Annotated in this window: 11 protein-coding genes; all 11 read left to right on the forward strand. The window is 46.1% G+C overall.

The genetic code is table 11. The features are described from left to right. Positions 1–278: 278 nt before the first annotated feature. The 11 genes from avs2 (at position 279) to G9409_RS04470 (ending at position 13,868) form a co-directional block, all read left to right on the forward strand. Entirely contained in the window at positions 279–4,913 is a 4,635-nt protein-coding gene (avs2, locus tag G9409_RS04420; protein ID WP_166807615.1) for an AVAST type 2 anti-phage system protein Avs2, read from the forward strand. A gap of 217 nt (positions 4,914–5,130) precedes the next feature. Beyond that, positions 5,131–5,553, forward strand: coding sequence for a VOC family protein (locus tag G9409_RS04425; protein WP_166807616.1), 423 nt, complete (start codon positions 5,131–5,133; stop codon positions 5,551–5,553). A 523-nt stretch (positions 5,554–6,076) separates the two neighbouring features. Beyond that, a complete protein-coding gene (locus G9409_RS04430) occupies positions 6,077–6,508 on the forward strand; it encodes a hypothetical protein (RefSeq protein ID WP_166807617.1) in 432 nt (143 codons plus the stop codon). Positions 6,509–6,580: 72 nt separating this feature from the next. After that, positions 6,581–7,069, forward strand: coding sequence for an outer membrane protein assembly factor BamE (locus G9409_RS04435; protein WP_166807618.1), 489 nt, complete (start codon positions 6,581–6,583; stop codon positions 7,067–7,069). Positions 7,070–7,715: 646 nt separating this feature from the next. Further along, on the forward strand, positions 7,716–8,885 hold the full coding sequence (locus G9409_RS04440; protein WP_166807619.1) for an ATP-binding protein: 1,170 nt from the start codon (positions 7,716–7,718) through the stop codon (positions 8,883–8,885). 469 nt (positions 8,886–9,354) lie between these two features. Further along, a complete protein-coding gene (locus G9409_RS04445) occupies positions 9,355–9,786 on the forward strand; it encodes a thiol-disulfide oxidoreductase DCC family protein (protein ID WP_166807620.1) in 432 nt (143 codons plus the stop codon). Positions 9,787–9,836: 50 nt separating this feature from the next. Further along, positions 9,837–10,727, forward strand: a complete 891-nt coding sequence (locus tag G9409_RS04450; protein WP_166807621.1) for a class I SAM-dependent methyltransferase — start codon at positions 9,837–9,839, stop codon at positions 10,725–10,727. Between the two features lie 350 nt (positions 10,728–11,077). Next, positions 11,078–11,311 carry a VF530 family protein gene (locus G9409_RS04455; protein ID WP_166807622.1) on the forward strand — a complete coding sequence of 78 codons (234 nt, stop codon included), beginning with the start codon at positions 11,078–11,080 and terminating at the stop codon, positions 11,309–11,311. 195 nt (positions 11,312–11,506) lie between these two features. After that, positions 11,507–11,992 carry a VOC family protein gene (locus tag G9409_RS04460; RefSeq protein WP_166807623.1) on the forward strand — a complete coding sequence of 162 codons (486 nt, stop codon included), beginning with the start codon at positions 11,507–11,509 and terminating at the stop codon, positions 11,990–11,992. Between the two features lie 333 nt (positions 11,993–12,325). Then, on the forward strand, positions 12,326–13,090 hold the full coding sequence (locus tag G9409_RS04465) for a CPBP family intramembrane glutamic endopeptidase (protein WP_166807624.1): 765 nt from the start codon (positions 12,326–12,328) through the stop codon (positions 13,088–13,090). A gap of 283 nt (positions 13,091–13,373) precedes the next feature. After that, the gene (locus G9409_RS04470) at positions 13,374–13,868 is read left to right on the forward strand and encodes a hypothetical protein (protein ID WP_166807625.1); all 495 of its coding nucleotides are present in this window, start codon (positions 13,374–13,376) and stop codon (positions 13,866–13,868) included. Positions 13,869–14,081: the final 213 nt, after the last annotated feature.

Consider the following 14,081-nt stretch of genomic DNA (forward strand, 5'->3'; position numbering starts at 1 on the left):
GGGTTATCCTCTAAGTCCCGATGTGGGAATAGTGGGAATACGGTATTCATTTCATTCAGTTCATGCTTTGAGTGGAATGTGGGATATCCTGTAAGCACCGATGAAAACCGGCAAAGAGCAGAGACTGCAAGAATTTTGCTTAAAGGGAAGTTGACACCGTGACATCAGAAAAATTTAAAGGTTAAGAAAAACGATTTTCCCCATAGAATGTTGGCCTCGTAGAAGGGGGCTCGTCCCTTGCCACCTAATTATTATGACGAGAGTAAATAAAATTCAGTATGTCGGTTGAATGGAACAGACTTCGAACTTGGAACGGATCGCAAGCTTCGGCATTCGAAGAGATGGTTTGTCAATTAGCATTTTGTGAGTCAGTACCGATAAATAGTCGTTTCATTAGAAAGGGCGTTCCGGATGCTGGCGTTGAATGCTATTGGGTTTTTCCATCAGGCGATGAACATGGATGGCAGGCCAAATTCTTTGAATCGCCACCCTCGTCATCTCAGTGGGGGCAGATTGATTCGTCAGTTAAGACCGCTCTTGAAAAGCATCCAAGTTTGAGGCGATATACGATAGCAATGGCGATTGATCGTTCTGATTCCAGGCTTGAAGGGCATACGTCATGCCTCGACCATTGGAATACTCATGTTGAAAAGTGGGAACACTGGGCTTCTGAAAAAGGCATGACCGTCGCCTTCGATTTCTGGGGTACCCATGAGATTGCTGTACGACTTTCCAGGAAAGAACATCGAGGGCGCCATTTTTTCTGGTTTCAAGAAGAGGTGCTTTCACCAGCATGGTTTAATGATCGTTTGGAGGAGTCTATTTCTGCAGTAGGACCTCGTTATACTCCTCAACTGAATATTCATCTTTCTATTTCAAAAGTTTTTGATGCCCTTTCCCGTGGGCCTGCATTTTTACAGAAGTTTGAACAAGTTTATGGTGATGTAGGAAAGTCATGGCATAAAGCTTCGCTTCGTAATCTTGAGATTGAGCTGCCTCAACAAATTGAAGAGCTTTCTCGACACATCTCTGAAATTATCGAACTGTCGAAGAGGTCTTGTATTTCTGGTGTCGAACCGATTGACTGGGCAACAATCCAGTTGAAATCAAAGGAGGCTCTTTCACGCCTTTCTGATATTCAATTACACGTCTATGATTTGTCAAAGAAAAAGAGTGAAGATGGTTCTTCTTTAGCCAGAGAGGGTGCAAGTTACCAAGGGCAAGAGCCTTTTAGTTATGCTCGATACAGTATACAACGTATCGAAGAACAGCTCTACGGACTGCTTTATTTTGCCGAATCACGTGTTGCTAAACTTGCTAATATGCAATCGCTTTTGCTGGTTGGCGATGCAGGTACAGGAAAAACGCATTTGTTTAGTGATGCGGCAAGTAAAAGTGTAAATGCCGGAGCACCGGCTATTTTGCTTATTGGTGGCCAATTTCGTGACGAAGAGCCATGGACTCAGATTTTACACATGCTTGGTCTGTCTTGTACCCGCGACGAGTTTCTGGGTGCTCTTGAAGCAGCTGCGCAGCTTGCTGGCCAGCGTACAGTTATCTATGTTGATGCCCTTAACGAAGGCGTAGGCCGCTCATTGTGGAGAAAGTATCTTTCATCCATGCTGACAGTTATTCGGCGTTATTCTTGGGTGGCTCTGGCAGTTAGTGTGCGTAGTTCATATGAGAAACTCATTGTGCCTGACGATCTCTTACCTGACCAGACGACTCGTGTCGTTCACGATGGTTTTGCTGATCAGGAATACGAGGCGGCAAAAGCATTTTTCGATTACTACGGAATTGAACTCCCTGCCGTACCAATTCTGACTCCTGAGTTCCAGAATCCGTTATTTCTCAAACTCTTTTGTACAGTACTAAAGAATCGACGCTTTACAAAGATTCCAACAGGTATTCGTGGAATAACATCTGTGTTTGACTTTTTCCTTGATTCCGTTAACGAAAAGCTTGCATTGCCTGATGCTCTGGATTTTGATCCAAAATCTAACCTGGTATCGAAAGCTACTCATGAAATTGCTTTATCGGCTTCGAAGATAAGTTCCTTATTGATTCCTCGTGATGAAGCCAGAGATATTTGTAGTCGACTTCTTCCCGGACGCTCTTATCAAGAGTCTCTTTTTCGCCACTTATTATCAGAAGGTGTTCTTGCTGAGAGTATTCAATATGATGAGAGCGGCCAATACAATGAAGTGATTATGTTTTCCTACGAGCGTCTTGCTGACCACCTGATTATGCAAGAGCTTATTGTACGGCAAGTTGATGCTGAGAATCCAGCAGATGCTTTTCTCGCTGAAAAGCCTTTAAACAAATTATTTGCTGATGCTTCTGCTTGTTGGCAAAATCGTGGCCTTGTAGAAGCACTGGCCATTCAGGGGCCTGAGACATGGGGTGTGGAAATATTTGAACTGCTCCCAGACGTCAAAGGGACTACCCCAATTCTTGAAGCGTTTATCAAAAGTCTGCTTTGGCGTAACCCTGATTCTATATCTGATCAATGCTTATCGTATGTAAACCAATACATTATTGTTGATAAGCATCTTGAACGCCAACTACTGGATGTGCTTCTGACGATAGCTCCTTATCCGGAACATCCTTTCAATGCGGATTTTTTGCATCGTAATTTGATGCGGCGCGAGTTGGCGGAGAGAGATGCGTGGTGGTCTGTCTATCTGTCCCATGAATATGGACAGAAAAGTTCTGTTGATCGCCTGGTTGACTGGGCATGGTCTGAAAGCGAAAAAGGTCACATATCTGAAGAATCAATACGTCTCACAGGGAAGGTTCTTGTATGGTTTTTAACAACTTCGCATCGTTTTTTACGGGACCGAGCGACCAAGGCGTTAGTGGCGCTTTTCACCAATCGCATTGGCGTTCTATGCCAGTTATTGCCAGAATTTACCGAGATCAATGATCCTTACGTCTCCGAGCGTTTATATGCAGTTGCTTATGGGTGTGCTCTTCGAAGTAATGATAATACGTCGAAGCGTCAGCTTGCCGAGACAGTTTATAAGTTGGTGTTTGAAAGCGGAACGCCGCCTTGTCACATTTTGCTGCGTGACTATGCTCGAGGTGTAATTGAAGTTGCTTTTCATGATGGCCTTGCTGTAAAAGGTCTTGAACTGGATAAAATCAGACCTCCGTATCGGAGTGACTGGCCACTGGATATACCTTCGGAAGCAGATATAGAGAAATACGGTGAATGGTCTAAAGATATGCCGGATGAACAATGGGCGCTTCATTCAATTTATAATTCTGTAATGAGCGATGGTGAATTTGCTCGATACATTCTTGGATCAGATCATGTAGATCTTAACTGGTCAAATCGTCGTATAAATGAGCCTCACATTTTATCAAAAAAGGAAAAGTACGATGCGTTTAGAGAGTCATTAAATCATTCCCAGAGAACAGCTTGGGAGAAGTATTTAAGTACCAGAGACAGTTTTGATTTTTTGGTTTTATTAAACGAAAAGTCCAGTCAGAAAACTTCTGATATTGATCTAACAGATGAGGAGCAGCAAGTAGCCGTTGATCAGTCTGTGCAAGATTTTTTGCAGAGCTTGGATGACAACAAGAAGTCTCTGTTTCATGAAATCATTCTGCCATATCTGGATGCTTCGCTGTCCGAGAAGGATGAATTTACACTTCCCGTTAGCACTGCCCAGCGCTGGATTCTCAAGCGAGTAATGGATCTCGGATGGACAGTTGATCGATTTGGAGAATTCGACAGGGAAACTGATGTTTTTTCAAATAGTGGGCGTGATGCTGACAAGGTTGAGCGAATAGGGAAGAAATATCAGTGGTTGGCGTACTATGAATTTCTCGCGCATTTAGCAGATAATCTGGAATTCAGGGAAGATACTTGGTCTCAGCAGCCGGGTGAGTATGTAGGGCCTTGGCAATTATGGCTACGAAATATTGACCCTTCTTGCCTTTTAAGATCGACACAACGTATAAAATGGGAGCCGAATAATACAGCGTGGTGGGCGCCTGTGTCGTTTGAAGACTGGTCTGTTGCCGCGGATGATACTCAATGGCTCAAACGTCGTGATCTGTTACCCGAAATATCACCATTACCAATAGTGACTTGTCCGAAAACGGGCAAAGAGTGGTTCGTGCTTGAGTGTTCTTACAATTGGGAAGAGCCTACGCCTGCGGATCAAGACAGATTCGATACCCGTCGTCGCAGTATCTGGTACATGCTCAAGAGTTATTTCGTGAAATCTGATGATGAATCGCGTTTCTTCGATTGGGCATCGGAACAGCACTTCATGGGTCGATGGATGCCAGAATCTCGTGAACAGACTCGTGTTTTTCTTGGTGAGTTTTTCTGGGCACCAGCTTTTGAGTATTTCAATAATCCATATTACAGTAGGAACGGATGGACACAAGGTGATCGGGGTTCACTACCTTGCGAAGTGCTGGTACCTACAGATATCTACATGCAGGAGCAAGGAGTTTACGACTGTTCGATTGAGGGTACAATTATAATGTATCTTCCTGCAAAGTGGATAGCTGATCAAATGAACCTGTCTTGGCAAGGGATAGATGGCTGTTTCTTCAACTCCAAGGGTGAACTCGTAGCGCAAGACCCTTCCGTAAGAAGTTCTGGCCCATCGGCACTCTTGGTTGATAGAGAAATCATGACAGCTTTTCTGAAGCAAAACAACTATCGCTTGGTCTGGACACTGCTTGGAGAAAAAGACATTCGGGACAGTCGGTCAACCCATGATGATTGGTTGGGTCGTATGGATCTGAGTGCTTGTATGAAAATGAATAATGACCATCTTGAGGGGACTGCTAAAGCTTATTGGGTGACACGAGGTCCCCAAAAAACAGAACTTGAGAAGTGGAGAATCAACAAAAAGGGGGAGTCGGGGGCATCCTGTAAGCGCCAATAAAAACTGGTAGAAAGTAGAGCATGCAAGAGTCTCACCTGAAAGGCATAACCTCCGGCTACTATTTTAACTTGCGTTCGTGGTTAACTTGGCCGTGTTGTACTGAGCCTCTTAAAAGGAATAGAATTCAAAAATCTGCGGTTTAGGCGGATCAATCTAATTATTGTTGGGCCTCACTCAACCGCGCCATCATGACCTCACAGAGCCGAAGAGCCATCCCATGAAACCACGCATCACAGTTATTACCCTCTGCGTTGACGACCTAGATCGTGCGGTATGTTTCTACCGTGACGGTCTCGGACTTCCAACGCAAGGCATCATTGGCAAAGAATTTGAGTACGGGGCTGTCGCCTTCTTCGATTTACAGCCGGGCTTGAAACTCGCAATTTGGCCGCGCAAGAGTCTCGCGCACGATGCAGGAGTATCGATAGGTATTCCAAGCCCCACCGAACTCTCTATCGGTCACAACGTGTCGTCCATAGCCGAAGTCGATGCCGTTATGGAGCAGGCGAAGAGTGCAGGTGCCGTTATCGTTAAGCCAGCGCAGAATACTTTTTGGGGTGGTTACGCTGGCTACTTTCAAGACCCCGATCATCATCTCTGGGAGGTCGTGTGGAACCCACAGTTGCTGCCCGAAGAGTGATGCCCAACCCGGCGGTGCAGGGGACCTGGCGCATAAAGCCGCACCCAAACACTAGGGAAATAGGGGACGTTGTTTAATAGCGATAATAACTCCTCGACCCTCTTCCCCTCATCATCCAGTTAACTTCATTCTATTCAATCCGATACCCGATTTTCAGCGATGAGGGGGAGTTGACGACAAACTCTACATCCTCCCGCCGATCAGCATTCCGTCGCTATCCGTTTACCCAAGAAACCACCCGGCAAAGCGGGATTGAAATATTGGTAGAACAAGTAGCCTGTCGCCTGAACTTTTTGTTTCTGCTGGAAATATCAATATTTTTATAGTAATTCAGGAAAAGAGTTACACAGAAAGAAGGAACTTATTTTTTTTCTGAATCATGCAGATCAATCAAAAGAGTCGGGAAATAATAAAGGGTGTAATTGATTATCTCAACGCATTAATTGATGTTGAGGTTGATAATAATTATTCAATATCGAAAAGTAAACAAACTCAATAACCCGGAAGAGGAGGAGTGTTCATTATGCCGATATCAGCAAATACAAAAAAAGATATAAATAGATTATACAAACTCATATTAGATGACGCGAAAGAGTTAGATAAAGTATTTTCGAAAATACTTAATACGTCAAAATATGAAAGACTTTCGCCAAATGTTAAACAATGGATTGAATGGGTGGGTATTGCACGAAAAATGGCAAAATCTGCATGCACCACAGGTGTCGGCATCCCTGACGAAAATACAGCTATAAAATATTATGCAATACAGAATAATATAAATAATATCACTGGCCTCCATCCGGCAACACACGAAAAGATATGTGGTCTCGTTTCTCAGATTTCAAGTTTGATCAACGAAATTATATTTCTTTATAAGCAAAATGGGAGGCAGGAATCAGACGATGAGGTGCAACCTCAATACTGTCCCGTAACAAATGATTCTGTGAAAAAATAGTGGAATCGGGGAAGGTATTTATTTCATCCAGTTCATGCTTTGAACGAAAAGCAGGAGATTCTGTAACCCCCTATGAAAACCGGCAAAGAGCAGAGCATGCAAGAGTCTCAACTGAAAGTTATAGCCCCCTGTCACGACCCCGATTACAGCATTTTGACAATGAGGAGAGAGAAGATGACAAACAAGCTTATAAAAATCGCGGTATGTATCATCATTCTCATTGCTCCGAGCCTGGCCTTCTCAGCTCCTGCATCGGAGGCGCGGATTGCCGAGCTTGAGCGCACCATTCTAAACTTGCAGCAACGGATTGCTGCGTTGGAGGCCCAGCCAGTTCAAGACGATGAAGGGGCCCGGACGACCTCAGTCAAGCCCGGAAACTCGGGAGATATAAAGAATTGGCGGCAACTGCGACTGGGGATGAAGGAGCAAGATGTGGAGCGCTTGCTGGGCAGCCCGAGAAAGGTCATAGCCACCGAGGTCTTCTTCGTCTGGTATTACAGTGGAGGAAACGTCAATTTCAACGCAGAATCCGGAAAGGTTGATGGATGGAGCGAGCCATAATACCCGGCGAAGAATGGATGGGGACTTGCGCAACTTCCGGGACGTCGTTGAATAACGATAGTAAATCCTCGACCCTCTTCCCCTCATCATCCAGTTAACTTCATTCTATTCAATCCGATACCCGATTTTCAGCGACGAGGGGACGTTGACGACAAACTCTACTTGTTTCCCACAGTTCAGTCTCAGAATTTGCTGTGAAGGTGTTGTGGAAGGGTGTTTGAGTGTGAGGCTCTGCCAGCTTATCACTATTCTCTCGAAATAATGCGATATCCTGTTTTGCGGACTATTGTTTGTTTTTTGGATTAATCAACAACGAGGGGTAAGTAGGCCGAAGAAGTTTCACCTCCAGCCTCTTGCAGAACCGGACATGAACCTCTCAACTCATCCGGCTCCCATTATGGGGGCAAGTCGAAGCTGTCAACAATTTCAACTTCCGCAATACGCTTTTTGCCTGAGCTCGAAAATGTGGTCTCGGCGTTCTGCCCGAGCTGTATCTGGATCTGGCACTCATGCGTACCATCGAACCTGCCTCTTCGTAAGAGATTGTGCTTGAAAATGGCTCCTGCTCTGTAGATAATTACGCTTTTAATGTGTATTATGAAAATTAACCTTACAAATCACGGAATGACTATCCTAAATTACGCAGATGATTGCCAGAGATCTACATGACAAGCTTGTCGACACCCTTCAGCATTTTCCGGCAGTAGCGCTGCTCGGCCCTCGCCAGGTGGGAAAAACCACTCTTGCACTTGAAATCGGCCATTCGCGAAATTCACTTTATCTTGATCTGGAATCAGAACAGGACAGAGCAAAAATGGCGCAGCCCGAGTTTTATCTCTCTGACCATCAGGATAAGCTTGTCATCATTGACGAGGTTCATCGTGCTCCAGGTCTTTTTCCTGTTCTTCGGGGTCTTATTGACCGTAGTCGCCGTGCAGGAAGGAAAAACGGGCAATATCTCCTTCTCGGATCGGCCTCCCTTGATCTGCTCAAACAGTCCGGTGAGACTCTGGCCGGTCGTATTGCTTATCTGGAACTTACCCCGTTTACCGTGTTGGAAACGCCTGAATTTCCTTCCGATGAGTTGTGGGTTCGCGGTGGATTTCCGGATAGTCTGCTTGCCGATAGCAGCGCAGAAAGCCTACGTTGGCGGCAGAACTTTATTCGTACCTACCTTGAACGGGATATTCCCCAGTTTGGGCCGCGCATAGCTGCGGAAACCTTGCGAAGATTCTGGATTATGCTTGCCCATAACCAGAGTGGATTATTGAATTCATCGCAGTTTGCCAGGAATCTTGGTATTGATGTCAAAACAGTTAACAGTTACATCGACCTGCTGGTTGATCTGCTGCTTGTTCGTCGTCTTACTCCATGGCACAGCAACATTGGCAAGCGCCTGGTCAAGGCTCCGAAAGTTTATGTGAGAGACAGTGGACTACTTCACGCACTTCTCACCATACCAGACAAGGAAGCGCTTCTGTCTCATCCTGTTGTCGGACAAAGCTGGGAGGGATTTGTAATTGAAAATATCCTTGGATCTGTTTCAGACGATGTTCAGGCATATTTTTATCGCACAGCCGGAGGTGGAGAGGTTGACCTGTTGCTCTCCTGGCCGAACGGCAACTTGTGGGCCGTTGAAATAAAACGCAGTGTGACGCCAAAGCTGGAGCGAGGGATTCACTCGGCCTGTACAGATCTCAATCCTTCTCGCAAGTATGTTGTCTATCCTGGAAGCGAACGATATAGAATGGCATTGGATGTAGAGGCAATTTCATTGATTGATATGGTGCGGGAGCTGAATGATATCGGTGAATAACTGAAAGGGAGAGGGGATACAATAGCCCCGCCAGTGCATTGTAAAGCACGAAAAAAAGATGCGGGGTGCTCACTTTCAAGGAATCTCGCCCAACTTCCGGGACGTTGTTTAATAACGATAATAACTCCTCGCCCCTCTTCCCCTGTTATACCGATAACTCTATTTTATAAAATAAGATACCAGCTTTTTCTCGGTTCGGAGATGTTGCTGACAAACTCTACTTGCCTCAGCCAATCAGCATTTAACTGCCTAATTCAGTGTCGATCGCTCCATCACGATCCCGACTTCAGGAACTACTCTCCCGGTTTTCGAGTTGTTCAACTCAGTGATCTTCCTGAAAATCTGAACATCTTATATCCGGAACTCCGGACTTGATGGACTGAGTGGATAAATGTTGAGACCATCCATATAGATCCGGATCCCAGTCAGGAACTCTTCAATGCATTGGTGAACGTTACCTGGAAACCAGATGGATAAGTCCTTGGCCGCTCTTCCGGAAAACATTGTTATTTTTGACGGTGTGTGCAATCTGTGCGAATTTTCGGTGAATTTTATTTTTGAGCACGATACCGCCGGGCATTTCTCTTTCACTCCGGCCCAGTCTCCTCTTGGAGCGTCGTTACTCAAGCATTTTGGCATCAATTCTTCGCGTCTTGACACCGTCGTTCTTGTCAGGGGTGAACGCGCCTTTACCCGAAGTGCCGCTGCCATTGAAATCGCCTCCAGACTCGACATGCCATGGAATCTGCTCACCGTATTCCAGGCGGTTCCCGAACCCCTGCGGGATGTGATGTACGATCTGATAGCGCAGAACCGATATCAGCTGTTCGGGAAAAAAGATGAATGCATGTTGCCGTCCGATGAGTTGCGCAGGCGTTTTATCGAACAACTGCCGGGATAGCCAACCATCGCAAGCGACATCAACCTCTTCATCGGAAAAGAATAAAAACCATGTCAGACAACACAGCGGGTCGTTTTTTTGCATATCTGAACTGGCTTCTCAATCCGTTCCATGGATTGGAGACGACGGAAGTCTATGATCTGATTGGTACCACTTCTCTTACCGAGCACAGGCTGTATCTGAATCTTGGTTACTGGCGGGATGTGGATACCATCGATGAGGCCAGTGAAGCGCTTGCTCTTCTGGTGGCGAAACGGGGCGGCATGGCTGCAGGTGATATAGTGCTGGATTGCGGGTATGGCTTTGGCGACCAGGATATCCTCTGGGCAAGGACCATGAAACCTGAAAAAATCATCGGGCTGAATATCACAAGGTCTCAGGTGGAACGGGCGCGGATGAATGTTGCCGATGCAGGGCTCGGGAGGTTGATAGATTTAAGGGAAGGTTCTGCAACAGAGATGCCGATTGCAAATGAATCCATCGATCTGGTCGTTTCCCTGGAAAGTGCTTTTCACTACAGGAGCCGTGAGGATTTTTTCAAGGAGGCGTATCGGGTGTTGCGACCAGGAGGAAGGTTGGTGACAGCGGACATTGTGCCGACAAAAAACTCCGATAATCTTTTCAGGCGGATGGAGCAATGGATTTCATGGAGTCTTGTAGCCGGCAAATTCAATATTCCACAGGAAAACTACTATCTGATTCCGTCCTACACCAGTAAGCTCTTGAGCGCCGGCTTCGTCTCTATCGACATCAAATCAATACGCGACGATGTCTATCAGCCTCTTCATGAGTATCTGTCAAGAGATCAAACGTTTGTCAAAAAGCTGCCTCCGGTTGCCATGATTCTCGCAAAATCAGCATTTCATCGCTCTGCAGAAAGTGTCTACGCCGGCCTGGACTATATTCTCTCTTATGCTGAAAAGCCGGAGAAATCCGGGTGACATCCCAAATCGATGAAAACAGTGTCGAAAGGGAATAGGAACATCCTATAGTTCGGGGATGTTGACGACAAACTCTACTTGTTTCCTGCAGTTCAGTCGCCGAATTTGCATCCGGCGGTTATTGATCTCTCCCTCAAGTTTCATTCTTGGCGATATCCTTACCGTTTCCGTAATTAATTTCTGGCCATATGTGGGAATGTTCACAACTACGTAAACTTACTCATGCAGTTCAGCATCATAATCCACCAACCAATGAGTGAATTCAGTGGATGCAAGAGGCTGCGGTGTGGAGTAATGTAGATTCGGTAAAATAATCTTATGTCATAAGGGTATATGGAGAATACAGAGATATGAATAATCACCCAAATAATCCATTGCATGGAGTAACTCTTGAAAACATACTATGTGATCTTGTAAATCACTACGGCTGGGATGAGCTCTATAAAATGATAGAAATTCGTTGTTTTTATAATGATCCAAGTATCAAGTCAAGCTTGAAATTCTTGCGAAAAACAAATTGGGCCAGGGTAAAAATTGAAGAACTCTACATAGACTTAATTGATCAGGAAAAGAAAGAAATGTAAAGGTACGCGTTGCGAATTATGAATGGGAACTCGCGGAAACCGATGCTCTCAGGATGAATGACAACAAGTCGCTGATAGCGATGAAATACTCAACACCTCGATAAAGTTTCGGGAAGTAGTATCCTTTCCAGCTTTTTGCAGGATCGTTCTCAATGTTGCTCGCAAAATTGCCACTCATCACAATGGAGATGTGACATGGATAAACAATCAAAAAATACGATTTGCCTTTGGTATGAAGGTGACGCCGAGGGGGCGGCGGAATTTTATGCAAAGACCTTTCCGGATTCATCGGTTGGTGCGGTGCACCTCGCGCCGGGAGACTTTCCGTCCGGAAAAAAAGGAGATGTCTTGACGGTCGAGTTTACGGTGATGGGAATTCCCTGCCTCGGGCTTAATGGTGGACCCGAATTCACGCACAATGAATCATTCTCGTTTCAGGTTGCAACCGTTGACCAGGCTGAAACTGATCGTTACTGGGACGCAATTGTCGGCAATGGCGGCGAAGAGAGTGTGTGCGGGTGGTGCAAGGATAAATGGGGCTTGTCCTGGCAGATTACGCCGATCGCACTGACTAAAGCGGTAACCGATTCCGACCCCGCCGCCGCCAAGCGCGCGTTTGATGCGATGTTGGAGATGAAAAAGATCGACATCGCAGTAATCGAGGCGGCGCGGCGCGGTTGAAGTTGCAATCTTCGATGCGTGCATCTTGTGTGAGAGGCTTGGGGTTAAACTCACTCTACAGGGTATAGGGGAGAAGCACTATATAACGTTCATGACAAACTATACTTCCGCCCGTATGTCAGTCTCTGAATTTGCTGTCATGAGAAGGGGTCGTTCACTTGTATAGTGCGATCCGGTTCCCCTGCACGTTGAGGTTAAGAAGATGTTTTACTGTGAATGAACAATCGACCCGTTCATTCTGCTTGTTTATTTATGCTGGAAATATCTGTAGCTTTACAGTGATTCATCGCGGGGCAGACTCCCCGTTAAAGGATGAAACCAGCCATGAACTCAATGAACAACGAACAGAGCTCATTGAAACGCAAGCCCTCCGTATGGTTGGGGATGTTGCTGTATTTTGGTTATCTCGCCATTTTCTTCTCCACATGGGCAATCAATGGAGTCGATTACAACCGTATCGGTGAGAATGCAGAAACGACGAAGCTGTGGTATGCTTTTCCTACCTTGTTTGGATGCTCTTTTCTGGTGGTTGCCATCAGCATACTGGGTTGGTGGCGCATTGTTCTGTTCGACAAATCGAAGTCAGGCCCACAATGGATCTGGATTCTGCCCGTTGCGATGACCCTCATCATTCTGAACAACTTCCTGGGGATGCCGTCTGGCAAGCTTTCGCCTGAGCTGCTTTTGTGGTCGACGTTGGGAGCCGTGGGAGTCGGGTTCGGCGAAGAGATGATCACACGGGGAAGCATGATTGTGGGATTGAGAAGCCGTTTCAGCGAAGGCAGGGTTTGGCTCATCAGCACCTTGCTGTTCTCTGCGCTTCATGTTCCCAACGTGATCTTCGGATTGCCGATGTCGTCAATGCCCATTCAGGTGCTACTGACTTTCATCATGGGAAGTGGCTTTTATGTCATGCGCCGCATGTCCGGAACTTTGATTTTGCCGATGGTTCTTCATGGGCTTTGGGACAGTTCGTTGTTTTTGAATGTCGCTACGGGAGGAGAGGCTTCCGCTGTTCAATTCGCAGTCTATCCGCTGGCGATTGCCTGTTTGATCGGGGTGTTGCTGAAAAACCGGAATACGGAGTTGGAGTCGTAGGGTCACGGCAATGCGTTCGACAGGAAAGGCTTATTATTTCTCCTGAAGTATAGTTTGGTGCGGATCGTAATCCCATCATGCAGTGAGGAGGGGGAATACGGTACTCATTTCATTTGGTTTATGCTTTGAACGGGATGCGGGGTGATCCAGTCGGAAGCAGAGTGTGTATCAGGCTTTCTTGGTAGCAAATTATTTTAAAATGAGGTAATTTAAACCCGCAGCATGGGTGATTATAACTTTCCGGAATTGGTGGATTTTTAATACAACAAATGGGAGTAGAAGTATGTCAGTCAATCACGTGAAGAACCGTGGTCTCCAGCGTCTGGGCATGATGTTGTTTTTGTTCATTACTTTGTTTGCCTTTGGACGTTCAACTACGGCGTTTTCCGCTCCGGCCATTCTCGATTCCGGAGTGAGTACAAGCCAGACTAATTGGGTGTTTAACCCGCCGCAGCAGAACCCGGAGGTGAAATTCTGGATGCGGGTTCAGAGACAGGGCAATCTTAGCCGATTTGGCACGTTCGATTACTATTTCAAAGTTCAGGTGCTCCGGCCAGATGGATCGGAGGTGTGGAATACCAAGTATGGCTTCAATGAAGAGGGCTATTCGGATCAGGTGTTCAGCCTGCCGATTCTTTTTTACGAACGGAGTGCTGACCGCGCGCATCCTTCGTTTGGTACGTGGCGGATTCGCGTTGCTATGACAGAGAAAGATTCTGGTAACGAGGTGTCGTCAAAAGAGTATGTATTCAACTTTAGTGACGGTAGAAACAGATGACCCCATAAATAACGGTTCGGGGGCGATGAGAAAGCGCCGATTGAAATCGGCAAATCCCAGCCCCCCGAACACCCCTGATCCGCCGACCGACTTCACCCCCGACCCACCTTCTTTCCATCCTTTTGTTTTTGCCTGAAATATCGATAATTTTACAGTGATTTATTTCAGCTAAGCGGTTGAAAGCGAATTATAGTTGATCCTTACCGTTGATTG

It is taken from the genome of Candidatus Chlorobium masyuteum, from assembly GCF_011601315.1.
GTDB lineage: Bacteria > Bacteroidota > Chlorobiia > Chlorobiales > Chlorobiaceae > Chlorobium > Chlorobium masyuteum.